The organism is Ruegeria sp. BG9 (assembly GCF_056538305.1).
The window spans coordinates 533,567-558,558 of record NZ_JBQFSY010000001.1 but is presented as its reverse complement, the minus strand read 5'-3'; the positions used below and the strand labels follow the sequence as shown (position 1 = coordinate 558,558).

General features: G+C 58.3%; 24 protein-coding genes. 10 read left to right on the top strand and 14 right to left on the bottom strand.

From position 1 onward, the window contains the following. Positions 1 to 8: 8 nt before the first annotated feature. Positions 9 to 2,699: an aconitate hydratase AcnA gene (acnA, locus tag ACR0I8_RS02825; protein ID WP_170688880.1), complete on the bottom strand. Its 2,691-nt coding sequence runs from the start codon at positions 2,697 to 2,699 to the stop codon at positions 9 to 11. A gap of 222 nt (positions 2,700 to 2,921) precedes the next feature. On the opposite strand from acnA, the gene ACR0I8_RS02820 reads away from it, so the two are divergent. Further along, entirely contained in the window at positions 2,922 to 3,623 is a 702-nt protein-coding gene (locus ACR0I8_RS02820) for a DUF1223 domain-containing protein (RefSeq protein WP_170688879.1), read from the top strand. Here ACR0I8_RS02820 and ACR0I8_RS02815 read toward each other — a convergent pair whose 3' ends face one another. From ACR0I8_RS02815 to purB, 4 genes are all read right to left on the bottom strand, one after another. After that, positions 3,624 to 4,547 (bottom strand): lysophospholipid acyltransferase family protein, encoded by a 924-nt coding sequence (locus ACR0I8_RS02815; protein WP_170688878.1) that lies wholly within the window; start codon positions 4,545 to 4,547, stop codon positions 3,624 to 3,626. It lies immediately after the preceding gene. A gap of 84 nt (positions 4,548 to 4,631) precedes the next feature. Then, complete coding sequence (locus tag ACR0I8_RS02810; protein ID WP_480523266.1) at positions 4,632 to 5,717, bottom strand: flagellar motor switch protein FliG; 1,086 nt, start codon at positions 5,715 to 5,717, stop codon at positions 4,632 to 4,634. A 77-nt stretch (positions 5,718 to 5,794) separates the two neighbouring features. Next, complete coding sequence (locus ACR0I8_RS02805) at positions 5,795 to 6,343, bottom strand: tetratricopeptide repeat protein (protein ID WP_170688876.1); 549 nt, start codon at positions 6,341 to 6,343, stop codon at positions 5,795 to 5,797. Between the two features lie 174 nt (positions 6,344 to 6,517). Next, positions 6,518 to 7,822 carry an adenylosuccinate lyase gene (gene purB / locus ACR0I8_RS02800; RefSeq protein ID WP_170458892.1) on the bottom strand — a complete coding sequence of 435 codons (1,305 nt, stop codon included), beginning with the start codon at positions 7,820 to 7,822 and terminating at the stop codon, positions 6,518 to 6,520. A gap of 117 nt (positions 7,823 to 7,939) precedes the next feature. Between purB and ACR0I8_RS02795 the strand changes: the two genes are divergently transcribed. The 4 genes from ACR0I8_RS02795 to ACR0I8_RS02780 all read left to right on the top strand — a co-directional run bounded on the left by ACR0I8_RS02795 (position 7,940) and on the right by ACR0I8_RS02780 (position 10,070). Continuing rightward, on the top strand, positions 7,940 to 8,368 hold the full coding sequence (locus ACR0I8_RS02795; RefSeq protein ID WP_170688875.1) for a DUF6314 family protein: 429 nt from the start codon (positions 7,940 to 7,942) through the stop codon (positions 8,366 to 8,368). Between the two features lie 72 nt (positions 8,369 to 8,440). Then, the gene (locus ACR0I8_RS02790) at positions 8,441 to 9,028 is read left to right on the top strand and encodes a biotin transporter BioY (protein WP_170374059.1); all 588 of its coding nucleotides are present in this window, start codon (positions 8,441 to 8,443) and stop codon (positions 9,026 to 9,028) included. Between the two features lie 139 nt (positions 9,029 to 9,167). Further along, the gene (locus ACR0I8_RS02785; RefSeq protein ID WP_170688874.1) at positions 9,168 to 9,725 is read left to right on the top strand and encodes a hypothetical protein; all 558 of its coding nucleotides are present in this window, start codon (positions 9,168 to 9,170) and stop codon (positions 9,723 to 9,725) included. 9 nt (positions 9,726 to 9,734) lie between these two features. Then, complete coding sequence (locus ACR0I8_RS02780) at positions 9,735 to 10,070, top strand: hypothetical protein (RefSeq protein WP_170688873.1); 336 nt, start codon at positions 9,735 to 9,737, stop codon at positions 10,068 to 10,070. 12 nt (positions 10,071 to 10,082) lie between these two features. On the opposite strand, the gene ACR0I8_RS02775 is transcribed toward ACR0I8_RS02780, so the two are convergent. Next, positions 10,083 to 11,297 (bottom strand): bifunctional alpha/beta hydrolase/OsmC family protein, encoded by a 1,215-nt coding sequence (locus ACR0I8_RS02775; RefSeq protein WP_170688872.1) that lies wholly within the window; start codon positions 11,295 to 11,297, stop codon positions 10,083 to 10,085. Positions 11,298 to 11,513: 216 nt separating this feature from the next. Between ACR0I8_RS02775 and ACR0I8_RS02770 the strand changes: the two genes are divergently transcribed. Next, positions 11,514 to 11,705: a hypothetical protein gene (locus ACR0I8_RS02770; RefSeq protein ID WP_170688871.1), complete on the top strand. Its 192-nt coding sequence runs from the start codon at positions 11,514 to 11,516 to the stop codon at positions 11,703 to 11,705. A gap of 4 nt (positions 11,706 to 11,709) precedes the next feature. Here the strand turns inward: ACR0I8_RS02770 and dddP are convergent, their stop codons facing one another. Next, the gene (gene dddP, locus ACR0I8_RS02765) at positions 11,710 to 13,053 is read right to left on the bottom strand and encodes a dimethylsulfonioproprionate lyase DddP (RefSeq protein WP_170688870.1); all 1,344 of its coding nucleotides are present in this window, start codon (positions 13,051 to 13,053) and stop codon (positions 11,710 to 11,712) included. 124 nt (positions 13,054 to 13,177) lie between these two features. Here dddP and ACR0I8_RS02760 point away from each other — a divergent pair, with 124 nt between their 5' ends. Next, the gene (locus ACR0I8_RS02760; protein WP_170688869.1) at positions 13,178 to 13,921 is read left to right on the top strand and encodes a heme-dependent oxidative N-demethylase family protein; all 744 of its coding nucleotides are present in this window, start codon (positions 13,178 to 13,180) and stop codon (positions 13,919 to 13,921) included. 36 nt (positions 13,922 to 13,957) lie between these two features. Here the strand turns inward: ACR0I8_RS02760 and ACR0I8_RS02755 are convergent, their stop codons facing one another. From ACR0I8_RS02755 to ACR0I8_RS02735, 5 genes are all read right to left on the bottom strand, one after another. Continuing rightward, positions 13,958 to 14,854 carry a hypothetical protein gene (locus tag ACR0I8_RS02755; protein ID WP_170688868.1) on the bottom strand — a complete coding sequence of 299 codons (897 nt, stop codon included), beginning with the start codon at positions 14,852 to 14,854 and terminating at the stop codon, positions 13,958 to 13,960. A gap of 199 nt (positions 14,855 to 15,053) precedes the next feature. Continuing rightward, on the bottom strand, positions 15,054 to 15,845 hold the full coding sequence (locus ACR0I8_RS02750; protein ID WP_170553052.1) for a lytic murein transglycosylase: 792 nt from the start codon (positions 15,843 to 15,845) through the stop codon (positions 15,054 to 15,056). Between the two features lie 63 nt (positions 15,846 to 15,908). Beyond that, entirely contained in the window at positions 15,909 to 16,553 is a 645-nt protein-coding gene (locus tag ACR0I8_RS02745) for an MSMEG_1061 family FMN-dependent PPOX-type flavoprotein (protein ID WP_170688867.1), read from the bottom strand. Between the two features lie 103 nt (positions 16,554 to 16,656). After that, entirely contained in the window at positions 16,657 to 18,063 is a 1,407-nt protein-coding gene (gene glnA / locus ACR0I8_RS02740; RefSeq protein ID WP_170374049.1) for a type I glutamate--ammonia ligase, read from the bottom strand. Positions 18,064 to 18,096: 33 nt separating this feature from the next. Further along, positions 18,097 to 18,435: a P-II family nitrogen regulator gene (locus ACR0I8_RS02735; RefSeq protein ID WP_170325301.1), complete on the bottom strand. Its 339-nt coding sequence runs from the start codon at positions 18,433 to 18,435 to the stop codon at positions 18,097 to 18,099. Between the two features lie 169 nt (positions 18,436 to 18,604). On the opposite strand from ACR0I8_RS02735, the gene ACR0I8_RS02730 reads away from it, so the two are divergent. From ACR0I8_RS02730 to tig, 3 genes are all read left to right on the top strand, one after another. Next, positions 18,605 to 20,248 (top strand): NAD(P)H-hydrate dehydratase, encoded by a 1,644-nt coding sequence (locus tag ACR0I8_RS02730; RefSeq protein WP_480702700.1) that lies wholly within the window; start codon positions 18,605 to 18,607, stop codon positions 20,246 to 20,248. A gap of 308 nt (positions 20,249 to 20,556) precedes the next feature. Continuing rightward, a complete protein-coding gene (locus ACR0I8_RS02725; RefSeq protein ID WP_170553061.1) occupies positions 20,557 to 21,681 on the top strand; it encodes a porin in 1,125 nt (374 codons plus the stop codon). A gap of 185 nt (positions 21,682 to 21,866) precedes the next feature. Next, positions 21,867 to 23,198 carry a trigger factor gene (tig, locus tag ACR0I8_RS02720; protein ID WP_170660300.1) on the top strand — a complete coding sequence of 444 codons (1,332 nt, stop codon included), beginning with the start codon at positions 21,867 to 21,869 and terminating at the stop codon, positions 23,196 to 23,198. A 94-nt stretch (positions 23,199 to 23,292) separates the two neighbouring features. Here tig and ACR0I8_RS02715 read toward each other — a convergent pair whose 3' ends face one another. Further along, positions 23,293 to 24,147: an acyl-homoserine-lactone synthase gene (locus tag ACR0I8_RS02715; RefSeq protein ID WP_170688865.1), complete on the bottom strand. Its 855-nt coding sequence runs from the start codon at positions 24,145 to 24,147 to the stop codon at positions 23,293 to 23,295. A gap of 107 nt (positions 24,148 to 24,254) precedes the next feature. Continuing rightward, complete coding sequence (locus tag ACR0I8_RS02710) at positions 24,255 to 24,956, bottom strand: autoinducer binding domain-containing protein (protein ID WP_170374044.1); 702 nt, start codon at positions 24,954 to 24,956, stop codon at positions 24,255 to 24,257. Between the last annotated feature and the right edge of the window lie 36 nt (positions 24,957 to 24,992).

Sequence of the window (24,992 nt, the reverse complement as noted above, 5' to 3'; positions counted from 1 at the left end):
ACACCACGTCAACCCGCCTTCGCGAGATTTCGCAGCACATAGTGCAGAACACCGCCGTTCTCGATGTATTCGATCTCAGGGGCTGTATCTATGCGGCATTTCAGGGTGATGGTCTTCTCGGTGCCATCCCCGTAGGTAATGTCGCAAGACACCTCCTGCAGTGGCTCAATCGTGTCCAGACCGTGGATCGAGACCGTCTCATCACCCTTCAGCCCAAGTGTTTTGCGCGTGTCTCCACCGGTGAATTCAAACGGAATCACGCCCATGCCCACGAGGTTTGAACGGTGGATGCGCTCAAAACTCTCTGCAATCACGGCTTTGATACCCAGCAGAGCGGTCCCCTTCGCGGCCCAATCGCGGGACGAGCCCGCGCCATATTGCTCACCTCCGAAAACGACCAGAGGGGTGCCATTCGCCTGATACGCCATCGACGCGTCGTAGATCGAGGTCTGCGCGCCATCCGGCCCCTTGGTGTAGCCACCTTCGACCCCGTCCAACATCTCGTTCTTGATGCGGATATTGGCGAAGGTGCCGCGCATCATGACCTCATGGTTGCCCCGGCGCGAGCCGTAGGAGTTGAACTCACGCGGCTGCACCTGACGTTCCATCAGGTACTGACCGGCGGGCGAGGTCGTGGCAAACGATCCAGCGGGTGAGATATGGTCGGTCGTGACCATATCGCCGAGGATCGCCAGCACCTTGGCCCCCTCGATGTTCGAGATCGTGCCCGGCTCAGCCCCCATGCCCTGAAAATAGGGCGGGTTCTGGATATAGGTCGAGGTCGGCGGCCAGTCATAGGTTTCCTGCTGCGGAACCTCGACCTCACGCCATTTCTCATCCCCTTTGAAAACGTCGGCATATTTCGACTGGAACGCCTCGCGGGTGACGGTTGCTTCGACCAACTCCGCGATTTCGCTCTGGCTGGGCCAGATGTCCTTCATAAAGACGTCATTGCCGTCCCGATCCTGACCGATGGGTTCGGAGGTCAGGTCAATATCCATGGTGCCTGCCAGCGCATAGACAACGACCAGAGGCGGCGAGGCCAGATAGTTGGCGCGCACATCCGGCGAGATCCGCCCTTCGAAGTTACGGTTGCCCGAGAGAACCGAGGTGGCGACAAGATCGCCTTCGGAAATAGCTTCGCTGATTTCTCGCTGGATCGGACCCGAGTTACCGATACAGGTGGTGCAGCCATAGCCCACAAGGTTGAACCCGATCTTGTCCAGATCGTCTTGCAGACCCGCCGCCTCAAGATAGGCGGAAACCACCTGCGATCCCGGCGCAAGCGAGGTCTTCACCCATGGCTTTCGGTCCAGACCCAGCGCGGCGGCCTTGCGGGCTACAAGACCCGCTCCGATCATCACATAGGGGTTCGAGGTGTTGGTGCAGGAGGTGATCGAGGCGATCACGACCTTGCCTGATTCCATACCGTAGTTCTCGCCTTTGACTTCGACCTGCTTGCCCATCGGGCGTTTGAAGGTCTTCTCCATCTCGTTCAGGAACGCAGCCTTCGCTTCCGTCAGCGCCACATAGTCCTGCGGACGTTTCGGCCCCGAGATCGCAGGCACAATGGTGCCCATATCTAGTGACAGGGTGTCGGTATAGATCGGCGCGTAGTTCTCATCACGCCACAGCCCGTTTTCCTTGGCATAGGCTTCGACCAGCGCAAGTCGCTCTTCGTCGCGCCCGGTATTGCGCATGTAGCGCAGGGTTTCGCCGTCGATTGGGAAGAAGCCGCAGGTTGCGCCATATTCGGGGGCCATGTTGGCGATCGTGGCACGGTCGGCCAGCGGAAGGCGATCCAGACCATCGCCGTAGAATTCGACGAATTTTCCAACCACGCCCTTTTCACGCAGCATCTCGACGACTTTCAGCACAAGGTCAGTGCCGGTAGTGCCCTCGACCATCGCGCCGGTCAGTTCAAAGCCCACGACCTCGGGGATCAACATCGAGATCGGCTGGCCGAGCATCGCTGCCTCTGCCTCAATCCCGCCGACGCCCCATCCCAGAACGGCCATGCCGTTGACCATAGTGGTGTGGCTGTCGGTGCCCACGAGGGTGTCGGGATAGGCGACCTCTTCGCCATTCTGATCAGTATCCGTCCAGACGGTTTGGGCCAAATATTCAAGGTTCACCTGATGGCAGATGCCGGTGCCAGGCGGTACGACGCGGAAATTGTTGAACGCGTTCTGACCCCATTTCAGGAATTGGTAGCGTTCCATATTGCGTTCGTATTCGCGGTCCACATTCATCTGGAACGCACGCGGGTTGCCGAACTCGTCAATCATGACCGAGTGGTCGATGACCAGATCCACCGGGTTTAGCGGATTGATTTTTTGCGCATCTCCGCCCAAAGCTTTGATCCCATCGCGCATGGCAGCCAGATCAACCACGGCAGGCACACCGGTGAAATCCTGCATCAGCACGCGGGCAGGGCGATAGGCGATCTCGCGCGGGTTCTTGCCTCCGTTCTCACCCCATTCCGCAAAGGCCTTGATGTCGTCGACAGAGACAGAGAATCCGTCATCCTCAAACCGCAGCATGTTTTCCAGCACCACTTTCAGCGCGGCGGGCAGCTTGGAGAAATCCCCCAGACCGGCCTCTTGGGCGGCGGGGATGGAGTAGTAGGAAATGGTTTTGCCATTCACGCTCAGGCTGCGGCGTGTTTTGGCGGTATCCTGTCCGGTTTTGATAGGCATCCTGTGGCCTCCCTCTCAAATAACTTGGAAAATGGGATTCGCTGCGGTTTATCTTGATCACGTTTGTCCGGGGTTCAAGCGTCAGTTAGTGACAAATCGAAAGTGTATACTGTGGTATGCAAATTCAAGGGCAGGAGGTCGCCTCGTCTCAAGAAACCTTGATTGGAGCTTGAAGAGCAAAACGTTTATCCGTTTTGCATAATTTTCAAGCCGAGGGAACTCATGTTCAAATCCGCCCTAGCAGCCACCATTCTATCCGCCTGTGCCGCCTTTTCAGTATCGGCGCAAGAGGATCCGGTTGTGATCGAGCTGTTCACCTCGCAAGGGTGTTCGTCCTGCCCGCCGGCGGATCGGCTTTTGCACGAGCTAATCAAGCGCGATGACGTGATCGGGCTGGCGCTGCATGTGGACTACTGGGACTACATCGGCTGGAAGGACGAATACGCCATTGCGGATCATACGTCGCGGCAACGGGCCTATGCCCGCAATGGTGGCCGGTCGATGATCTACACACCTCAGATGGTGATCAACGGGCAGCACGACGTGGTTGGCGCGAAGGCGCAGGAATTGGATCGGCTGATCAAGGCACATCTCATCGCTGCGCCGACCGCCGAAGTCGAAGCCGAACGTTCGGGGCAAGAGGTGACGGTGCGCGTAACGCCGATCGACTTGCCAGCTGGGGATACCTACGACGTGCGGATCGTTCAGTACACGCCGCTGCGCCATGCCTCTATCCGGCGTGGAGAGCTCGCGGGCCATGACCTCGATTATGCCAATGTGGTGGAAAGCTGGCAGATGGCCGGGCGCTGGGACGGCGTCAATGAGCAGGCGTTTGCAGCACAGTTGGATTCGGACCTGCCAGCGGTTGTTCTGGTGCAGCGGGCAGGTCACGGGCCAATTATTGCGGCCGCACATGTGAAGTGATCAGGGCATATCCTCGGGCTGAACACCCAGCCCGTTCCATGCCTTCCAGCGGCGGTGAATCCAGAACCATTGACCCATATGCTGGCGCACCATTTGTTCCAGATCGTCGTTGATAAGCTGCGTCATGGTTCTGGGGTCGGAATGTGGCACCGGGTCGTGTAACACAATCTCGAAATCCAGACCATTAGGTTGGCGTACTGCATAGCAGGGGATCATGACCGCATTGAACTTCATCGCAAGTTCGGCATTCAGCAGGGATGTGACGGCGGGTTTGCCAAAGAACATTAACTCCTCCCCGCCATGAACGTGCAGGTCCGAGACGATTGCGATCATTTCACCGCCTTTGAGGGAGCGCACCATCTCAACCATCCCACGCCGGCCTTGTTCGAACATGGGTGAGCCGGTTTTGTAGAAGGCTTTGACATAGGCCTCGTTGAAATACGGGTTGGCCATGCGACGGAATAGGCAACCTATTGGGCGCCCGCTGCGGGCCTGCAGCGCGATTCGCGCTGCCAAGTAGTGCCCAAAATGCGCTGCGATGATCATGACCGGTCGCCCCTCGGCGGCAGCGGCATCAAAAGCAGCCACACCGGGGCCTGATGTCTTGGCGTTGCGTTGGCGCGCCGTGAACCCTTCGGGCGAGAAGTGTTCCATCATGGCCCGGCCTGCATTGTCCGAGACCTCAGCCGAGATACGGTTAATGTCACGATCTGAAAGCTCAGGGCAGGTGAGTTTCAGGTTGCCTCGGACCCGTTTTCGGAACCCCACCAGCGGGGCCAATCCGCGCACCAAAGTCCCCATTGCCGCGATGCGGGTTCCATAGGGCAGCAACCGCATGCCACCGATTACGCCTTTCAGGAACAGACTGGCGACATAGTATTTCCCAAGCTCAAACCGGCTGAGCTCTGACTTTTCGACAGGCATGGAGGTGTCTCACGGCGTGTTGCGTTTTGCTGGGCCAGACATACAGGCCCGGCCCGGCAAGCTCAAGCACTCTGCCGGTTGAGGTCAGTCTTCGTCTTCTTCCGGCTCGACCAATGTCAGCGTGCCATCGTCTACCAAGGCGCGAATTGCGCCTACGATCTCGGTCATGGCCTCTTCGGCCTCGGACTGTTTGACGCGCCCGCGTTCAGCCATTTCGTCGCGCAGATTGTCGGCCATACGGGAAGAGATGCTGGACAGGATGAACTCGACTGACGCCTTGTCTTTATCGGCAGCGGCCCCCGCCAACGCGGTGACAAGGCTGGCTTGTTCGACCCCGCGCAGAATGGCGGGCACATCGCGCGCGGCGATACGGGCCGGGATATGCGCGAAAGTGAAGATGGATTGACGCACGATATCCGCGAATTCGGCATCTTCTTCGTTCAGGGCCGTCAGCAGCCCATTGCGGGTCGAGGCCGCCGATTGGTTCAGGATCGCCCCTACGCGCGCACCGGGGCCATCGGAAAACGCCTGCGACGGGCGTTGATCCAGTTGAGCAGCCAGCGACCAGCCGATCCGTTCCACCGCTTCAGGGGTCACATTGGCCGTTTTGGAGATAGCATAGGTGATGCGTCGCGCAATGGGGCCGGGCAGGTGCCCCAGCAATTGCGCGGCTTTGGCCGTGTCGAGCTTGGACAGCATCACGGCGGCCACCTCAGTGCTTTCTGCCTGCGCCATCTGGGCCAGATCCTCGGCCGAAATTTCTCGCAGTCTTTGCCACGGATCACCAATCTGACGCACGCCGGCGATCTTGCGCAATCTCGCTGCGGTGGCGGGGGCAATCTTGCCGTTTACCGCATCCAGCGCACCGGCGAGGCCATGGGGGAAGGACAGGCCCACGCTATCCAGCGCGTCGCCAAACTCCTGCGCCACTGCATCCAGCGTCACACGGTCTACAAGACCCATCTGACCCAGTTGATGCGTGAGTGTTTCCTGCAATTCGTCGGGCAGTTCCTCTAGTGGAATGTCCGCTCCTTCATTCAGCAACAGACGCACCACGATAGCGGCCTTTTGGCGATTGCTAAGTGTGCGTGGGACGACGCGGGGCGCTTCGCCCGCCTGACCTGCGCCCGAGTGCTGAGCCCCCGGTGCCACCTGAACCAAAGTATTCATGTCCTGCATCTGCCTGCGGTGCCATAGTTGCGTTCCACAGGCAGGTTAGCGGGAATCAGGTAAAGAAAGGTTGAACCTCAGTAGTTATAGGTCAGCCCGGTCTTGATGGCCTCGCGCAGAGACGCCTCTGCCCAGGTGCCTTCGCCGCCACGGGCCTTGATTTCGCGCCATTGGGCAATGGCTAGATCGGTTTTCCCTTCGGCCACAAAGCCCTGAGCCATATAGCTGCGCGCCAGAAGGTTATCGGGGTTTGTGGCGATGGCTTGCTCGTAGTAGGCATTCGCCAGCTCAATGTTGCCCATCTTGCGGTGCGTGAAGCCCCAGTAGGTCAGAACGCGGTCATCGCTTTGATCGCTCATGACGCGCAGGATGTTCTGGGCGTTTTCCAACTGACCATCATAGGCCAGCTCACGAACGGCCTCATAGAGGTCCTCATCGGTGAAATTCGTAGCACTTGGTTTGACGCAGCGCCCGCGGTCTTCGCTCCAGACCCGACCGAACAGGCATTTCTTGGTCGTGTTGGTGGGCTTGGGGGGATTGGCACCGCCGCCACCGGCCGCGTGGGCTACTATGGGGGAAAAGGCGAAAGAGGTCAGTGCAATCGCGGATGCAAGAAGAATGCGCATAGTTTTAACTCCGTGGTCAGGTCTGCTCATTGAAATCATAGTGTGATCTTCAAAAAAGCTAACACCGGAGCTTTTCGATTTATTCACAAAGCAGACAGAATTTTTGTTCACGAAGTGCGTGATGATGCGAAAAGCGCCCGGTCGATGAGGGGCCGAGCGCTTTTCTGGGATGGTTTATTCGCCGAAGACACGCTCGAAAATCGTGTCGACATGCTTGGTGTGGTAGCCCAGATCGAATTTCTCTTCGATCTCTTCCACGCTGAGGGCAGCGGTCACCTCGGCATCGCCCAGAAGTTCGGTTTTGAAGTCCTTGCCTTCTTCCCAAACCTTCATCGCGTTACGCTGCACCAGACGGTAGGCATCTTCGCGGCTGACACCGGCTTGGGTAAGGGCCAGCAGCACGCGCTGGCTCATGACCAAACCACGGAATTTGTTCATGTTGGCCAGCATGTTTTCCGGGTAAACGACCAGCTTGTCGACCACGCTGGTCAGACGCGACAGCGCGAAGTCTAGCGTCACGGTGGTATCAGGGCCAATATTCCGCTCGACCGACGAGTGCGAGATGTCACGCTCATGCCACAGGGCCACGTTCTCCATCGCGGGCACGACGGCCATCCGGACCAGACGGGCCAGACCGGTCAGGTTTTCAGTCAGAACCGGGTTGCGCTTGTGCGGCATCGCCGAGGAGCCCTTTTGGCCTTTCGAGAAGAACTCTTCGGCTTCAAGAACCTCGGTCCGCTGCATGTGGCGGATTTCGATGGCGATGTTCTCGATGCTGCTGGCGATGACGCCCAGAGTGGCAAAGAAGGCCGCGTGGCGGTCGCGTGGGATGACCTGAGTGCTGATCGGTTCGGGCACCAGGCCCAACTGGTCGCAGACATGCTCTTCAACGCGGGGGTCGATATTGGCGAAGGTGCCGACCGCGCCGCTGATCGCGCCGGTGGCGATTTCTGCGCGCGCGTCACGCATACGAGACAGGTTGCGATCCATCTCGGCGTAGAAGCGGGCAAAGGTCAGGCCCATCGTTGTGGGCTCGGCGTGGATGCCGTGGCTGCGGCCGATGCGAACCGTGTCTTTGTGTTCGATGGCGCGGCGTTTCAGAGCGGCCAGCAACCCTTCGAGGTCTGCGATCAGAATATCGGCGGCGCGGGTCAGCTGCACGTTGAAGCACGTGTCCAGAACGTCTGAGCTGGTCATGCCCTGATGCACAAAGCGGGCTTCTTCGCTGCCCACATGCTCGGCCAGGTGAGTCAGGAAGGCGATGACGTCGTGCTTGGTGACGGCCTCGATTTCATCAATGCGGGCCACGTCGAATTCCACGTCCTTAGCTTTCCACACCGCGTCGGCGTTTTCACGCGGGATCACGCCCAGATCAGCCATGGCTTCGCAGGCATGCGCCTCGATCTCGTACCAGATGCGGAACTTGGTTTCGGGCGACCAGATGGCAACCATCTCGGGGCGGGAATAACGAGGAATCATTGGCAGCAGGACCTTATTGTGATTTGGCAGAGAGCGTTGCGGCGGGGTTTAACGCCGCAGGCGTATGGGAACAAGGCATGAGTGCCCGATTGCGGCGATCTGGCCGGGATATTGAAAATGACGACTGCACCGACAACATTGTCCGATTTCGAAGGGCGCTGGCGCCTGACGCGCACGATCCACGATGCGCGGGCCGGGCAGGTCGTGCAGGCAGAGGGAGAGGCCCAGCTGCTGCGATCCGAGGACGGGCTGATCTACACCGAAGAGGTGACGCTCAGCATCCCCGGCCAGCCTCCGATGAAAGGAACCCGCAAGTATTTATGGCGCGACGGTGGACATCGCGTGTTGATCCATTTCGACGACGGGCGGTTTTTCCATGCCTTGACGCTGGGCGAGCAAAACGCGTCGGACCACCATGATTGTGCGCCTGACAGTTACGATGCGGTCTATGATTTCCACGACTGGCCCCGCTGGTCGGTGCAATGGACGGTGAATGGGCCGCGAAAATCCTACGAAATGACCACAGACTATGCTGCGATAGCGTAATCATGTTGCAGTTTGAGCGCTGACAAGGCATTGCTGGTGCAGAAATCTTGGTCCGAATTGGGAGAAGTTAAGATGAATGTAAACGTTCTGGCCAATGCGTTTGGCCCGCGTGAAGGGACGGCGCTGCTTGTAAAGCAGGTTGTACTGGTCGCTCTGGGCATCGTGGCCCTGGCGGTTGCCGCGAAAATCAAAGTGCCGATGTGGCCTGTTCCGATCACCATGGGCACCTTTGCCGTTCTGACCATCGGCACCGCCTATGGCGCACGTCTGGGTCTGATCACCATGCTGGGCTACCTGCTGGTCGGCGCGCTGGGCTTTGACGTGTTCGCAGGTTCCACGGCCGAGAAATTCGGTCTGACCTACATGATGGGCGGCACCGGCGGCTATCTGGTCGGCTACCTGATGGCGACCGTTTTGCTGGGCGCTCTGGCCGCCCGCGGCTGGGACCGCTCGATTGCCAAACTGGCACTGGCGCTGTTGCTGGCCAACGTTCTGATCTACGTACCGGGCCTGCTGTGGCTGGGTCAGCTCTACGGTTGGGACAAGCCGATCCTGGAATGGGGCCTGACACCGTTCCTGCTGGGCGACGCCATCAAGCTGGGTCTGGCGGCCCTGCTGATCCCCGCCGTTTGGAAACTGGTCGGAGACGCGCGCAGCTAAGCGCCTGAGCCTGCTGAAATCCTAGCCCGCGCCCCGAGATCCGAGGCGCGGGTTTTTCTTTTCTAGGCAAGGCGGTGCTGGACAAGACCAGCCGCGACGGGCCAATCTGCGTTCAGTGAAATAATTAGGCAATTGAGATATGCGTATTCGTTTAAAGACGGCTCTGGCGGCCTGCGCGGCCCTTTGGGTCGGGGCGGCTGTGCCAGCTGCCGCAGATACCCCGGTGACTTATACCGACGCCGGGCGTGCGCTCTTCAGCTTTGCGGTGCCGGATTTCTGGGTGCTGCGCACAGGCGGTCCACGCGACATTGAAGACACCGAGCTGGGCGACCCCCGCGCTGTGGCGCGTGTGATGGGGTTCAAGCCGGTCACGGATGACACGGTCTGGATGGGCTTTGTCTCGCCGGCCGGAGTGACCAGTATTCAGGATGGGCTGCGTTATCTGGATGATATCGACAAGTTTCTGGTGAATGATCCTACGGTGACCAGCACCAGCGACACTCGGATTGCAGGGCTACCCGCCAAGGTGATCCGGGGCACAGGCACGCGAAATGGAGGCGTGAGTTTCACCGCCACCATCATTGATCTGCCCCGTGGGCGCGTTGCGATCGCCGTTACGATCCTGCGGAATGGGGCCGATCCTGCCTATGTGGATGATCTGAACGCCGTGTTCGCGTCGTTCCGGTCGTTGCAATAGGAGGCTCAGATGACACGTAAACTGATGAAGCGATCCGTTGTTGTGTTGGGTCTGGGGATTTCAAGCCTGACGTTGGCGGCCTGTGATGGCGTCAGCGTCGGGGTAGGGGTCGGATATGGGTATGATCCCTTCTACGACTCGATGCTGTGGAACGACTACTACCACGACGTGGATGTGGATATCGATATCGACCGTCCGGACAGGCCGGATCGACCGCCGGTCAACAGACCTCCGGCACGTCCGACGCCGCCGATCGCAAAGCCTCCGGCGCGGCCACGGCCTCCGGTTGCGCGACCGCCAGCAGCGCGGCCTCCGATCCATCGGCCCGCGCCTCGCAGGGGCTGAGAAACGCAACGCTCAGGGGAGGAGTTCGGTCGTGATATGCGCCGAACCCTCCAACGTGCGATGCACCGGGCATTTGTCGGCGATTTCCAAAAGGCGGTCGCGCTGGGCCTGATCCAGTGGCCCTTCAAGCCGAATCTTGCGGCGGAACAGATCGACTTTGGCGTCCCCGTTCAGCCCTGCATCCTGCGCGTGGACCTTATTGTGACACACATCGACCGAAACACTGGTCAGCGGCCACTTCTTGCGCCGAGCATACATGCGGATCGTCATTGACGTGCAAGCCCCAAGCCCCGACGAGACAAAGCCGTAGGGCGACATACCGCGATCCGTGCCGCCGTATGATACGGGCTCATCCGCGACGACGTGATGGCGCGGTCCGGCTTGGATATCCTGCAGGAAGCCATTGGGATCGGCCTCGGTCACTCGGACAACACCTTCGGGCGCGCCTGGTGGCGGGGCAGGTGGGCGGAGTTCGATATAGCGCGAAACCCATGCTGAAATGACGTCAGCGGCATATTCGGCGTCTTTGGCCCGCGTGATCAGGTGATCGGCATCGTCGAGTGTCACGAAGCTCTTGGGGTGTTTGGCGGCCAAAAAGAGCGTGCTGGCGTTGTCGATGCTTACCGTTTCATCCCGCGGCGCGTGCAGGATCAAAAGCGCGGCCTTGAGGTCGGCAACCGAGGGGGTCAGCGCAGCCTCCGAAATATCATCGACAAAGGCCTTGCCGATGCGGAAGGGGCGACCGCCCAGAGAAACCTCGGCGCTGCCTTCTTGTTCGATCTCGGGCAGAGCCTGTTCGAAATGGTGCGAGACGTGTCCCGGATCGGCTGGTGCCCCAAGCGTTACCACCGCCTTGACCGAAGGAATGCCCGCCCGCGCGCGTAGAACCGCAGCGCCCCCCAGCGAATGCCCGATCAGCAATGCAGGGGCCATGTCTCGGTCCACAAGGTAGTGCGCGGCCGCGATCAGGTCTTCGACATTCGAGGTGAAGGTTGTATTTGCGAACTCGCCCTCGGAATGGCCCAGCCCTGTGAAATCAAAACGCAAAACGGCAATGCCCATTGCCGCCAAACGGGCCGAGATCCGACGCGCGGCAGGAATGTCCTTTGAGCAGGTGAAGCAATGCGCAAACAGAGCGGTCGCCAGGACGGGTCCTTCCGGCAGGTCGAGTCGCGCGGCCAGACGGCCGCCGTCGTGACCGGCAAAAGTGATGCGTTCGGTGGGCATGGCAGTTCCTTGGATTTCGGTATGGGATCAATAGTGTGCAGTTGTGCCGGATGTCTCAACCCCATTGTAGGAAGCGTCACGGGAAGGTGAGCAAAAACCAGTGAATATTTCGGTATTCACAAAATGTGATGATACACACATCAAATATTCGTTTTAATAATTGATCTCTTCCCCCCATCTTGCAGCCGTCACACCAAGCAAGACAAGGAGACCGAGATGACACATACGGCATGCACGCCGCGCCAGCCTAACCTCCGCGCTGATCTGCTGATCCTCATCGCGCTCAGCGCTGTATTGGGCTTTTCACTGGGCCAGAATTGGGAAAGGGCGACCCCGACCAGTGTCGAAGCCGCCCTTCCATCCGAGGATTGGCACGGGAATGTCCGGCGCTCGACCTGGCCGGACTGAGTGCTTACTCCAGCCCCATCAAGCGGGCGTCAAACGGGTATCTGGTCAGGTTCTCATAGCCGTCTTCGGTGATCAGAACCTGATCCTCCAGCTTGATCGAAAAGTCCCCACCGACCTCACCAACAGCGGCCTCGACGCACAGGACCATGCCGGGTTCGAGCGGGTAGTCATAAGCGCCCTCGACCGCTTTGTCCGGGTACGCGACCAGAGGCCATTCATCGCACAAGCCGACTCCATGCATCAGGCAGCCGTATTTCTGGGCCTGGAACTTGTCATCCAGCTTGTGTGCTTTGGCGGTAAGCTCAGGGATCATGACGCCGGGTTTCAGCATTTCCATGTTGGTCATGATATGCTCATGCGCGTGCTGCATGGCATAGACCATGTCCGGGCGCGGCTTCTGGTCACCGATCCACCATGTGCGAGAGATATCGATGCAGATCCCGTAGGATCCGACCAGATCGGTATCAAAGGCGATGATCTCGTTCTGTTGCGTGATACGCGGGCCGCACTCCTGGAACCACGGATTGGTGCGCTGACCCGAAGCCAGCAGGCGGGTTTCAATCCACTCGCCACCGCGACGGATGTTCTCGGCGTGCAAAACCGCCCAGATGTCATCTTCCGAGGTCTTGCCATCTCCAACATTGGCGCGGGCGAATTTCTCCATTTCGGCCACGGCGGTTTCGCAGGCGTGGCTGGCGCAGCGCATGGCCAGAATCTCATCCGGGCCTTTGATGGCGCGGGTCTTCTCGGTTAGCTCTTCGCCTTCCATTACCGCGAAACCCTGCGCCTCAAGTGCGCGCAGACCGTGCAGCATAATCTTGTCTACGGCCAGACGCTTGTTGCCGCCGCTATGTTCCTCGATCAGGATCCGCACCTCGTTCGAGAACACATCGGCTGCGACATCCACCTTGTCGCCTCGGTCGAAATAGAACAGGTCCGCTCCCGAGCGCTGCTCGCGCACAAGCGGGTTGAATTCGGACAGGAAGGGTGAGTTCTTGTAGTCCCAGATCACCATATACCCGTCAGCGCAAAGCAAAACGGCCCGGAATGGGTTGTGGGTGTTCCACAGCTGCATGTTCGTACTGTCGGTTGCATAGCGGATATTGAGCGGGTCAAAAATCAGCAACCCGCCATATCCACGATCCACAATGGCTTGGGTCAGACGCTTCCAGCGATGCTCACGCATACGCTCCAGGTTGGGCAGGGCCAGCCCGGTCGCGGCCCATTCCTCAAAGGCAAGCTGGGTGGGCCCGATTTCGATTCGGTCATTGTCATTCGGCGTACCATCGCCGAGCGTTGCGCCTCGGGTCGGGTCAATTTTACGCGTGTCGCGGTAATGCTGGTTCATGACTGGCCTCTGCTGGTTCACCCGAGAGGTATCAAACTTCGGTCTGGGGTGTCCCAGAAGAATACGACGGATTCTTGGTCGCTTTTTTGCCGACAGTCGGTCAGGCCAATGATAAGCGGATGGCATGGTTGCCATTTTACAGTCCAGTATCCCATACGATCCTAGCCAAACCCGTGCCTTGCCAGGCATTCAGCCCACCGATATGTCGGAATGGTTGCACCAGGACGATGCATTCGCTGCGCAGATGGCGCACCGTGCCGCCCTGTTGAAAAACCGGCGGGACGATGTTCTGACCCTGTCCCCCGAGGCGGAGCCAGCCGCGCAGGAGTTGATGCAGCTTGTTCTACGTCAAACCTACCCAGAGGCGACTGACTGCGCATTGCGCCCGGATGGCGTGCGTGTGCCGATTGATTTTGCAAACCCGTTGGATACGCTGTGCAATCTGGTGCAAGAGGATTTCTGCATCCTCCAGAAACACGGGGATGAGCATGTTCTGACCGGTGCGATCCTGTGCTTTCCGGCCAGTTGGCTCTTGCGTGAAAAGTTCATGCGGCCGTTGGTTGGAATTCATGTGCCCGTGGACAGCTATGATGACAATATCGCTCGTCGCGTGCAGCGTCTGTTTGACGGGATACAACCGGGGCGACCACTCTGGCGGTTCAATGCCCTATGGTACGACGACCCCGAGCTGCACCAGCCCCGTAGCGCCAGCGATCGGCGTGAAATCCGCGATCATGGTCGCGCCCCATATTTGCGTAGCGAACGTCAGACCCTTCTGCGCTTGCCGGAAACGCGCGCAGTGGTGTTTTCGATCCATACCTATGTTTTGGCAGCAAACCAGATGCCAGAAATGGAAAACCCCGCCTGATGGCGGGGCCTCCAAGGAGGGTCTTCGGTAGTTGGGTTACATGCCAAGCACGGTGGCGACATCGGCAAATGCATTGCTGGTGTTCAGCGCTACGATCGCAATGGTAAAGACCAGAACTTGCGTGTTCAGGCGGAAATCCTCACCTCGGATCAGGTTGACCGCAGCCATCGACACAGCAATCGGAGCGGACATGCTGGCGACGACACCCGTCAGGCACCAGCTGCTCAGACGCAGGGCGTCGCTGGGGCGGTCGGACGTGTCCTCTTGCGGATCAGGCGTTGCCTGCGCCACCGGGTCATCTTCAGTGCGAAAGGCGATGCTAAGCAATTGCTCATCGGTCAGTTGGATGGGGCGGGGGGCAGGTTTGGCAATCTCGGACTCTTCAGGTTCCGGATAGTTCAACCCTGCAAACTGTCCGCTGACCGACTGAAAGATCTGTTTGCGATTTCTGGGTTTGGTCGGTGCGAGCGTGTCAAAGGCGCTCATGAACTGCTCGACTGTCAGAACCGTATGAGGCGACAGCCATTCCACCCGCTGGGATGAGCAGATGTCGACCATGCGATACAGGATAACCACCAACATCAACTCCGAGATTTCGGAATCATCCAGCAAAGGGGACACTGGGGAGATATTGATAACCAAACGGTTGCGAGGACGCGACGCAGACGGCCTAACCAAGGTCTTCAGGCCGGCGGCACGATCCAGGCGCTCATGCCGGTCGTCGGGCTGCAGCTCCTCGGTCTCGAGCGTCAAACGAACGAGATACTGGCTGCAGACGATGCTGGCCTCTGTGTTGCTTAGCAGGGCCTTGCGCTCAACGAGGTGGCCGTAGTCTTCTAAGGTCGCAGCGACAATTGTTCCGAAACGCTCGACCGCGCCGTCGGTGTCGCCTGCAAACTGCAAGCCGCCATGATAGCTGTGCTTTTTGGTCACTGCGCATTCCTTTGCCGCAAGTCGTCTCGGGCATCATTCTAAAGCGCGATGTGGGGCAGAATTTGACGAAATTACAAAAAAATCGAAATTCAGATGGATTGACTACGCTTTGGAAACCAAGCGATTGAGGCTTTTTCCGTGCAACTATGGCGATATTGTGGCTGAACTGTGAGGGGCGCGCGGCGGGATCGCGGCCGGGCTATCCATCGATTCGGGCAGCCATTATCGCGATAGATTGCTGGTAGACCGAGGCGGCGTTCCACTGTTGGATAACCTTGAAATTTGGCTGCCCCGGCTGGTAGCCGCGACCGGGTTTCCAGCCTTTCTTGCGCAGGAAATTGGCGGTTGAGGCCAGCGCATCCGTCATGTTGTAGAAGTCCACACGCCGGTCCCCAGTGGCATCGACACCGTAGGTCAGCGCGTTGCCGGGCAGAAACTGGGTGTGGCCCAACTCGCCATGTTTTGCCCCCTTTGTCGCCATGGTGATACTACCCTGATCAACCAGCTTCAGTGCCCCAATTGCATGGGGAATAAAGAACTCGGATCGGCGACAATCATAGGCCAGAGTGGTTATTGCTGACACAACCTGACTGTCGCCCATAAAACCCCCAAAGCCGGTTTCCATACCGTGGATGGCGATCAGAACCCCGGCGGGAACTCCATATTGACGTTCCAACGCGGCGTAGAACTCCGGGTTTCTGGCCTTCCGTTTGCGTCCCTGCGCAACAATGGTGTCGGCCCCGCGCACACGCATGAATTTATCCAGCGAGTATTTGAAGCTTTTCTGGTTTCGATCCGCGGCAATGGTTCCGGTCGCATATTGCGTCTGTGCAAGGGCTTGCAGACCCTTCTTCTTCACCCCGGATTTCTTGGCCTGCTTGGCGAAATCGGCTTTCCAGGCCTCGAACCCGGCACTGGTGTTCCCACAGGGGGCCGCGAGACCAAGCGTCGGTGCAGACAGGGCGAGCGTCAGGGTTAGAATGCGCAACATCAGGTCAATTCCCTCATACAATCTGCATCAAGGCTAAACGCCAGTTCCTGCTTCGCAAAGGGTTTAATACAGGTCCAACTCGCCTGCTTGCTTGAGGTCTTCGAACCATTCATCGGGGGTTTTATCGATCTTGGCGTGTTTGACCATCATCGCGTTCATATTCGGCAGGTCTGAGGAGTCAGGCCAGTTCTCCGGCTGCCAGAGGTTGGAGCGGATGACGCATTTGGGGCAGTGGGCAAAGGCGGTTTCGACATGGACCAGCAGCGCCAGCTTGGGCGCTTTGCCTTTGATAGCCATGGTCCCCAAAAGCGTTTCATCGGCACAGATACGCGCCATACCGCGAAGGCGCAGCGTCTCCATCTTGCCGGGGACGAAGAAGATCACACTGACGCGTGGGTCCTTCAGAACGTTGTGAAAAGTGTCGACGCGTTTGTTGCCGGGTCGGTCTGGAATGGCGAGCATCTGGTCCGAGATGACATGCACGAACCCTTCGGGGTCGCCACGCGGAGAGATATCGAGATACCCGTCCGGGTTGGCTGATGCTATCAGGCAGAATGTGGACCTGTCGATGAAGTCCCGGCACATCTGATCCAGAGCCGACAGTTCCTTTGCGATGATCTGAGGCAATGGCGCGCCGGTGATGCGTTCCAGCTGTTCCGCCGAGGTCACATATTCGGTGAATTGCGCGAACGGGTCATCGGGTGACATGCGCTCTCTCCCAACCTGTTTTGACTGTCAGTTTGAAAGATCACGCCAAACGAAACAAGGGCGCCCGAATGGACGCCCTTGGAATGGTAGGTCTGCAACCGGCTTAGCAGCTGTAGTACATGCCGTATTCTACCGGGTGCGGTGTGTGCTCGTAGGTTTCGACCTCTTCCATCTTCAGTGCGATGTAGCCGTCGATCTGGTCTTTGGTGAACACGTCGCCCTGCAGCAGGAAGTCGTGATCGGATGCCAGAGCTTCCAGAGCCTCACGCAGCGAGCCGCAAACGGTCGGGATGTCGGCCAGTTCTTCAGCAGGCAGATCGTACAGGTTCTTGTCCATGGCTTCGCCCGGATCGATCTTGTTCTTGATGCCGTCCAGACCAGCCATCAGCAGTGCGGCAAACGCCAAGTAAGGGTTCGCAGCTGGATCCGGGAAGCGAGCCTCAACGCGCTTAGCTTTCGGGCTCTCGGTCCACGGAATACGGACACAACCCGAACGGTTACGGGCCGAGTAGGCGCGCAGAACAGGTGCTTCGAAGCCCGGGATCAGACGCTTGTAGCTGTTGGTCGACGGGTTGGTGAAGGCGTTCAGAGTTTTCGCGTGCTTCAGAACACCGCCGATGAAGTAAAGCGCTTCGTCCGACAGGTCGGCGTATTTGTCGCCAGCGAACAGGGGCTTGCCGTCTTTCCAGATCGACATGTTCACGTGCATACCGGTGCCGTTGTCACCTGCGATCGGCTTCGGCATGAAGGTGGCCGATTTGCCATAGGCGTGCGCAACGTTGTGGATGACGTATTTATACTTCTGCAGCTCGTCGGCTTGCTTGGTCAGGCTGTCAAAGATCAGGCCCAGCTCGTGCTGACAGGACGCAACCTCGTGGTGGTGCTTGTCCACTTTCATGCCCAGACGCTTCATGGTCGACAACATTTCCGAACGCAGGTCTTGTGCTTCGTCAACCGGGTTCACGGGGAAGTAGCCGCCCTTTACGCCCGGACGATGGCCCATGTTACCCATCTCGTACTCGGTGTCGGTGTTCCACGACGCGTCGGTTGCATCAACTTCGTAGGATACCTTGTTGATACTGTTCGAGAAACGGACGTCGTCGAACAGGAAGAATTCGGCTTCTGGGCCCATGTATGCTACATCACCGATGCCCGAGGATTTCAGGTAAGCTTCAGCTTTCTGAGCGGTGCCGCGCGGGTCACGCTCATAGGCTTCGCCGGTGTCGGGCTCAACAATCGAGCAGTGCAAGCAGATGGTCTTTTCCGCATAGAACGGGTCGACATAGGCGCTTTCGGTGTCGGGCATCAGTTTCATGTCCGACGCTTCGATCGACTTCCAGCCCGCAATGGACGAACCGTCGAACATGAAGCCTTCTTCCAGGAAGTCTTCATCTACCTGGTCGGCCATGATGGTCACGTGCTGAAGCTTGCCGCGCGGGTCGGTGAACCGGATGTCGACGTACTCTGCGCCTTCTTCCTTGATCAGCTGAAGAACTGCGTCCTTGCTCATTCTCTTGATTCCTCTGAGTTGAAGATGGGTGTGTTAAAGGGCTTCCGAACCGGTCTCGCCGGTACGGATGCGAATGGCTTGCTCGACAGGCGAGACAAAGATCTTGCCGTCACCGATCTTGTCGGTTTTTGCGGCCGAGACGATGGCTTCGATCGCGGCGTCAACCTGATCGTCGTCCAATACGACCTCAACTTTTACTTTGGGCAGAAAGTCGACGACATATTCCGCGCCGCGATACAGCTCGGTGTGACCCTTCTGGCGGCCAAAGCCTTTGACTTCGATCACGCTGAGACCTTGGACACCAACGTCCTGCAGTGCCTCTTTCACTTCGTCCAGTTTGAACGGCTTGATGATCGCTTCGATCTTTTTCATTCCGGCTCACCTTGCATGGTTGTCTGAGGTGCAGTGATCACGTCTAAAGGGATGCAGCAATCCGATTGCGCGCTTCGGCGTGATCTGGTGCATTGAAAAAAGGCGCATGGTCAAATTTTGATCGGTTTGCACAAAAAGTAATCGAAATTGAATCGCGTGAGGATTTGAGATGGTTGATTTGCTGACGGCTGCGCAGATGGGTGCGCTGGAACGGGCGGCCATCGACTCGGGCGAGGTGACCGGGCTGGAGCTGATGGAGCGCGCGGGTCAGGGCGTTGTGGACGCGATCTTCAAGGAATGGCCAGAGCTGAGGGATCGAGGGGCCAGCCCCTCGAGCTCCCCGGGATATTTTAGGCCAGATGAAGGGGATCCCTTGCGAGCCATGGTGCTGTGCGGGCCTGGGAACAATGGGGGCGACGGGTTTGTGGTCGCGCGGCTGCTTCGACAACGGGGGTGGGCGGTTGAGGTGGTCTTGTTTGGCGACCCGTCAAAACTGCCTGAGGACGCGCGGACGAACTATGAGCGGTGGGGTGGACCAACACGCGCGGCGGCGGATTTGGGGGGCGAGGATTTGCACCACCCGGATGTGTCGATTGATGCGCTGTTTGGGACAGGGTTGGCGCGGCCAATCGACGATGCTGCGCTTCGGGAACGCCTTTGGTCGCATGATGATGCAGCAGATGCCTGGGCTTTGCGGCGACAGGGGCGCGGTACAGAAATCGTGCCGCCGCGGACGGTTGCGATTGATCTGCCCTCGGGGCTTTGTTCAGACTCAGGAATGGTTTTGGGGGGTGCGTTTCCGGCACATGGCCGGCGCTGTGCCCGCTCGGCCCTGACGGTCACGTTTCATTCGCGCAAACTTGGGCATGTGCTGGAGGATGGGGCGTCCTATTGCGGGAAGCTGGTCGTCAAGGATATCGGGCTTAAGGGTGAGCCGAGAGCGCCCGAGGTGGTGACGGCGGTTCAGCAGCCGTCTGGCGAGGAGTTAGGGAAGGGAGCGCCAGGCCACAAATACGCGCATGGGCATGCTTTGATTCTGACGGGTGGGTTTGGAAAAACCGGAGCCGCGCGACTTTCGGGACGGGGGGCGTTACGGATTGGGGCAGGTTTGGTGACACTGGGTGTGCCGCCCTCAGCGCAGGTGGAGGTGGCCTCTCAGATCACGGCCCTTATGATGAAGCGGGTCGAAGTGGGCGACGACCTGCGCGACATTCTAAAGGATCATCGACTTAACGCTTTGTGTCTTGGCCCTGGACTGGGCGTTGAGCGGGCGGTGGATCTAGTACCTGTTGCCCTCGCGGCGAAGCGCGCGACGGTGTTGGACGCGGACTCGCTGACGGCATTTGCCGAAGACCCCTCGGCCTTGTTCGCTCAGCTGCGTGAGGCGTGTGTTCTGACGCCTCACGGCGGCGAGTTTGCGCGGCTGTTTCCTGATATTGCCGAGAAGCTCTCGGCCCGATCGACCCGAGGTCCTGCCTTTTCTAAGGTGGATGCAACGCGTGAGGCTGCAAGGCGTGCGGGCTGTGTGGTGCTGTTCAAAGGGCCAGATACAGTGATCGCCGCCCCGGACGGGCGGTGTTCGGTTCATTCGGCGCAGTATGAGCGCGCGGCCCCTTGGCTGGCGACAGCTGGGTCCGGGGATGTGTTAGCCGGTTTCATCACCGGATTATTGGCTCGGGGGTTCGACGCGATGGGCGCGGCGGAGACGGCGGCGTGGCTTCATGTGGAATGCGCGCGCCAGTTCGGTCCCGGATTAATCGCTGAAGATCTGCCTGAGGTCTTGCCTGATGTTTTTAAGTGTATGAATATGTAAGTGCGTCTTGCGGGATCGGGATGCGAAAATCACATCTGATCGCGCGTTCGTTACAGGAATTTCCCTGTGCGCATAGCGGCTATTTGCTGCGCTCATGAGAAGCCGTCAGATTTTTCTTGAGGGCAGCCCGTTCTTTTTGCGGGAAGGCAGTTAGATGATTGAATTAAAACAACTTATCTTGATTGCGCCAAGGTATTCTGTTGCAGATTCGTCACCTTCTTTCGGTGTAAGGCGCGCCCCATTGGAACGGCTCGGTGTGGTGAGCATGTGAGCAAGACCTAATAACAAACCCTTTCAAGGTGAGTGACATGACCCTTAACCTGAAAACCTCGTCTGTTGCGGCGCTTTTGGCGGCGACCACGGCCATTCCAGCAGCGGCTGAGCTGAAATACGAAAACAATAGCGGCGGATATGTAGAGCTCTATGGGCAGTTCAACCCCGCGCTGATCTCAGTTGACGACGGACAAGACACCGAGACACGTTTGCTGGACAACGACCTGTCCAACAGCCGTGTTGGCTTGCGCCTTATGCAGCCCTACGGCGACAACGAGTTTACGTTTCGGCTCGAAACCGGACTAGGACTGCCAAACTCGAGCGAATGGAACCAGCTGGGTACGGATTTCAGCGGCTGGACGCGGGAAGACATCCGTCACGTGGATTTTGCGCTGAAGGGCGGCTACGGCAAGTTCTCAGCGGGGCAGGGCAGCATGGCTTCGGACGGGGCGGCTGAGACGGACCTGTCTTATGTTGGAACGGCCCTCTATTCCTTCACCAACGATGAAAACTCGGGCTTCTTCTATCGCGGAACCGATGGGGTACTCAGCGACATTACGGTCGGTGACTCCAGCAGCAACTTTGACGGTGGCCGCCGGACGCGCGTGAGGTACGATACGCCTGACTTCAACGGGTTCAGTGCAGCTGTCGCCTATGGTGAAAACGCGCTCTCCAGCAGTGACGATGACACGTATTACGACTTTGCGATCGCGTATAACAACACCTTTGCCGGTGGCGTCGAGTTTGCTGCCAGCGTGGCCTATGCAGTGCGAGACTTCGACAATGTATCGGGAGAGCGCAAGGATACCATAGGATCTGCATCGGTTCTGCTGCCCAGCGGGTTCAGCTTCACAGCTGCTGCAGGGTCGCGGGACGACACCGCAAGTGGCGCATCGGATCCAAGCTTCTGGTACGCAAAAATTGCCTACGAGGGCGACTGGGTGGCCTGGGGTAAAACCGGTGTGGGCATCGACTACTACGATGGGTCAGACTTCAACAATGATGGGTCGGACACCAAAGCATGGGGTATCGCTGTTGTGCAGCGGATCGACTCGATCAACACGGATGCCTACCTGAAATACCGCAACCACGATTTCGAAGATGGGACGTCGTTCGACAAGAACGAAGCCTGGGTCTTGGGCGCGCGCTGGCAGTTCTGATCAGCGATAGATGTTTCACAAAACGCTCCGGTTCCAGCTGGGGCGTTTTTTTTGCTGTTGAAGATGGTAAAACCGGGGTGATCCGGGCATTGCCCCCTTGCACGTGGGCGGCTGGGCAAATAGAAGGCGTCAAATTTGCCCGGCGCGCCGTTTTGCGCGCCCCGAATCCTATGGGGACTACCATAATGCAGGTTACCGAGACGCTGAACGAAGGTCTGAAACGCGGCTACAACATCGTTGTGACCGCAGCCGAGCTGGACGACAAGGTCAACGAGAAACTGACCGAAGCGCAGCCCGAGGTCGAAATGAAGGGTTTCCGCAAAGGCAAGGTGCCGATGGCGCTGCTGAAAAAGCAGTTCGGCCAGCGTCTGCTGGGCGAAGCCATGCAGGAAACCATCGACGGTGCGATGAACAAGCACTTCGAAGACAGCGGCGACCGCCCTGCGCTGCAGCCTGAAGTCAAGATGACCAACGAGGACTGGAAAGAAGGCGACGATGTCGAGGTCGCAATGTCCTATGAGGCGCTGCCTGAAATCCCCGAGGTCGACCTGAAATCGGTTGAGCTGGAAAAGCTGGTCGTCAAAGCGGACGACGCAGCCGTTGAAGAAGCGCTGAACAACTTGGCCGAAACCGCGCAGGACTTCAAAGCGCGCCGCAAGGGTTCGAAAGCCAAAGACGGCGACCAGATCGTGTTCGACTTTGTCGGCAAGGTTGATGGCGAAGAATTCGAAGGTGGCTCGGCCGAAGACTACCCGCTGGTTTTGGGCTCCAACAGCTTCATCCCTGGTTTCGAAGAGCAACTGGTTGGTGTGAAAGCCGAGGAAGAAAAAGACGTCAACGTTACCTTCCCCGAGGAATACGGTGCCGAGCATCTGGCCGGTAAAGACGCTGTCTTCACCTGTACCATCAAAGAAGTGAAAGAGCCGGTTGCAGCCGAGATCAACGACGAGCTGGCAACCAAATTCGGTGCCGAGGATCTGGAAGCTTTGAAGGGCCAGATCTCCGAGCGTCTGGAAGCCGAATATGCCGGTGCCGCACGCGCTGTCATGAAGCGTGGTCTGCTCGACGCGCTGGACACCAAAGTGTCGTTCGATCTGCCTCCGTCGCTGGTTGAAGCCGAAGCCAAGCAAATCGCACACCAGCTGTTCCACGAGGAAAACCCGGATGTGGAAGGTCACGACCACGGCGAGATCGAGCCTTCGGATGAGCACAACAAACTGGCCGAACGCCGCGTGCGTCTGGGCCTGCTGCTGGCAGAGCTGGGTCAGAAGGCCGAGGTAGAAGTTACCGATGCTGAGATGACTCAGGCGATCATGAACCAGGCGCGTCAGTACCCGGGGCAAGAGCGTCAGTTCTTTGAGTTCGTTCAGCAGAACGCACAGATGCAGCAGCAGCTGCGCGCGCCGATCTTCGAAGACAAGGTCGTCGACTACGTGTTCGAACTGGCTCAGGTATCTGACAAAGAAGTCAGCAAGGACGACCTGCAAAAAGCCGTTGAGGCATTGGAAGAGGAATAATCCTCTTCCCCCCTTTCGGGGCGCCAAAAAAGAAGCGGAGCCGCCTGATCAGGGCGACTCCGCTAGGGTGGCTTTGTACTATGAGGTGAGGGGGTCAGGCCTCATGAGCAAAAGCACGGGGGGTATGTAGCAGAGCAGTCTTCTGCTCTGGCGTGAAGGTGTTGGAGAGCGTCTCGATGAGCCTCAGAACATCTTGCCGTTCGGCCTCATTCCGCGCTGCGTTCATCTGCTCCACAAAGTACTTCTCAAGCTCTGCGAGCGGCTTGTGGTCGCGATTTGCAGGGTTCTGTTCAACCTGCTTCTTTCTGTTGAACAGCTCGAGCGCCTTGTCTTCTTCCAGGAAAACGTCGGTTTTGATGCCTGCAAAGTCCCGAATGGCGTCGATGCGCTCATCGGTGCAATCCAGAAGGGCGGCGAGGGCCGAGACTTTGCCCATCGGTACGGTTTTACCCACATAGTCGTACGGCGCACAGTTCGACCGTTTCAGCACCCGATCCATGATCGGATCAATCACGGTGATGATGTCCTGAATACCAGCGTTCTTCGCATATTCCAGCGAGCCGATCATCAGTTCACAGGTTGCGTAAGAGACCGAGTTCTTGTCTTTGCCGCGGTTCAGGCGTTGGGTGTCGACGCAGAAGCGGGTGGATTCCCACATTGTCGCGCTGCGGATCGGAGGTTCGCCGTCAAGGATGGCCGAGAATACGTCCGACAACATGTGCGGTCCGGTGGTCTGCAGGGCACGCACGGCTGCGACGACATTCCCCCCGTCGTCGAGTCCGATTACGTATGCAGGATCAAGATGATCGAAGTCATCGATTTCTTTGCCGTCTTCGATTTTGACGTCCCAGCCCAAGCGCTCGCCGAATACGCGCGCGCGCAGTTCAAACATTTCGTCAAGGACGTCGCTGAATTGGTGTCTGTTCAGCCCATCTACTACGATGATCATGGTTTCCCCCTTCGAGTGGTTGTTCGGTAAACCGATCGTTACTCGTTTGAAGGGAGATTTCTATTGGGGGTTTCCCGTATTTTGACCGAATTGTGTGATTTTTGTGTTTATCCCGGGGTGATAAGCCCGATCGCGATCGCCCGCCCAACGGCCTGAGGCGTCGTCAAAGCGCTCAGTTTTTCGCGGCTGGAGCGCAGATGAACCTCAACCGTGCGGTGCGAGATCGACAGTATGTCGCCGATATCCTGCTGAGATTTCCCTGCCGCGACCCATTGCAGTATCTCGGCCTCGCGGGTCGAGAGGTTCGGGTGATAAAGCGCACCTGTCAGCTCATCCGAGGTCACCACGTTGTCATGGATATGCACGGCCATGGACTGCAGATCGCTGATCACATGGGTATACAGCTTGCGCCATTCTTCTTTGGAACAATCCCGCGTTGCGCTCAGGAACCCGATATCCCCGTAAGGGCCGCGAACCGGTATCGTAACACCTTGATTAGAAAGGCCAAAATCATGTGCATCGCGGAATACGCGTTGGAAGTCGGGGCTGCGTTCCAAGCGGCTCCAATCAACGGGGGCGATGCTGCGTTTTGCCATGTGAAGTGTCGGGTCAATCATGACCAGACCCTGTTTCTGGTAATGCTCGTTCCAAGCATCATCATAGGTAACGAAGCCAGCAACTTTGCCCGCAGCGGGGTTCATCCCAGCGTAGGCGGCGTGATCCATATCGTGTTTTTCGCACACCTGCTTCAGAAACTCGGTGTACCGAGTTTCTGAGTCCGGCAGAGTGCTCAGATCAACGATCTCCATCTTTCGCCTACGACCTGCGGCTTATCTTGAAATCCG

Bases quoted from the DNA above. Each gene is read 5' to 3' on its own strand.
- acnA (WP_170688880.1), bottom strand. From the start codon at position 2,699: ATGCCTATCAAAACCGGACAGGATACCGCCAAAACACGCCGCAGCCTG.
- ACR0I8_RS02820 (WP_170688879.1), top strand. From the start codon at position 2,922: ATGTTCAAATCCGCCCTAGCAGCCACCATTCTATCCGCCTGTGCCGCC.
- ACR0I8_RS02815 (WP_170688878.1), bottom strand. From the start codon at position 4,547: ATGCCTGTCGAAAAGTCAGAGCTCAGCCGGTTTGAGCTTGGGAAATAC.
- ACR0I8_RS02810 (WP_480523266.1), bottom strand. From the start codon at position 5,717: ATGAATACTTTGGTTCAGGTGGCACCGGGGGCTCAGCACTCGGGCGCA.
- ACR0I8_RS02805 (WP_170688876.1), bottom strand. From the start codon at position 6,343: ATGCGCATTCTTCTTGCATCCGCGATTGCACTGACCTCTTTCGCCTTT.
- purB (WP_170458892.1), bottom strand. From the start codon at position 7,822: ATGATTCCTCGTTATTCCCGCCCCGAGATGGTTGCCATCTGGTCGCCC.
- ACR0I8_RS02795 (WP_170688875.1), top strand. From the start codon at position 7,940: ATGACGACTGCACCGACAACATTGTCCGATTTCGAAGGGCGCTGGCGC.
- ACR0I8_RS02790 (WP_170374059.1), top strand. From the start codon at position 8,441: ATGAATGTAAACGTTCTGGCCAATGCGTTTGGCCCGCGTGAAGGGACG.
- ACR0I8_RS02785 (WP_170688874.1), top strand. From the start codon at position 9,168: ATGCGTATTCGTTTAAAGACGGCTCTGGCGGCCTGCGCGGCCCTTTGG.
- ACR0I8_RS02780 (WP_170688873.1), top strand. From the start codon at position 9,735: ATGACACGTAAACTGATGAAGCGATCCGTTGTTGTGTTGGGTCTGGGG.
- ACR0I8_RS02775 (WP_170688872.1), bottom strand. From the start codon at position 11,297: ATGCCCACCGAACGCATCACTTTTGCCGGTCACGACGGCGGCCGTCTG.
- ACR0I8_RS02770 (WP_170688871.1), top strand. From the start codon at position 11,514: ATGACACATACGGCATGCACGCCGCGCCAGCCTAACCTCCGCGCTGAT.
- dddP (WP_170688870.1), bottom strand. From the start codon at position 13,053: ATGAACCAGCATTACCGCGACACGCGTAAAATTGACCCGACCCGAGGC.
- ACR0I8_RS02760 (WP_170688869.1), top strand. From the start codon at position 13,178: ATGGTTGCCATTTTACAGTCCAGTATCCCATACGATCCTAGCCAAACC.
- ACR0I8_RS02750 (WP_170553052.1), bottom strand. From the start codon at position 15,845: ATGTTGCGCATTCTAACCCTGACGCTCGCCCTGTCTGCACCGACGCTT.
- ACR0I8_RS02745 (WP_170688867.1), bottom strand. From the start codon at position 16,553: ATGTCACCCGATGACCCGTTCGCGCAATTCACCGAATATGTGACCTCG.
- glnA (WP_170374049.1), bottom strand. From the start codon at position 18,063: ATGAGCAAGGACGCAGTTCTTCAGCTGATCAAGGAAGAAGGCGCAGAG.
- ACR0I8_RS02735 (WP_170325301.1), bottom strand. From the start codon at position 18,435: ATGAAAAAGATCGAAGCGATCATCAAGCCGTTCAAACTGGACGAAGTG.
- ACR0I8_RS02730 (WP_480702700.1), top strand. From the start codon at position 18,605: ATGGTTGATTTGCTGACGGCTGCGCAGATGGGTGCGCTGGAACGGGCG.
- ACR0I8_RS02725 (WP_170553061.1), top strand. From the start codon at position 20,557: ATGACCCTTAACCTGAAAACCTCGTCTGTTGCGGCGCTTTTGGCGGCG.
- tig (WP_170660300.1), top strand. From the start codon at position 21,867: ATGCAGGTTACCGAGACGCTGAACGAAGGTCTGAAACGCGGCTACAAC.
- ACR0I8_RS02715 (WP_170688865.1), bottom strand. From the start codon at position 24,147: ATGATCATCGTAGTAGATGGGCTGAACAGACACCAATTCAGCGACGTC.
- ACR0I8_RS02710 (WP_170374044.1), bottom strand. From the start codon at position 24,956: ATGGAGATCGTTGATCTGAGCACTCTGCCGGACTCAGAAACTCGGTAC.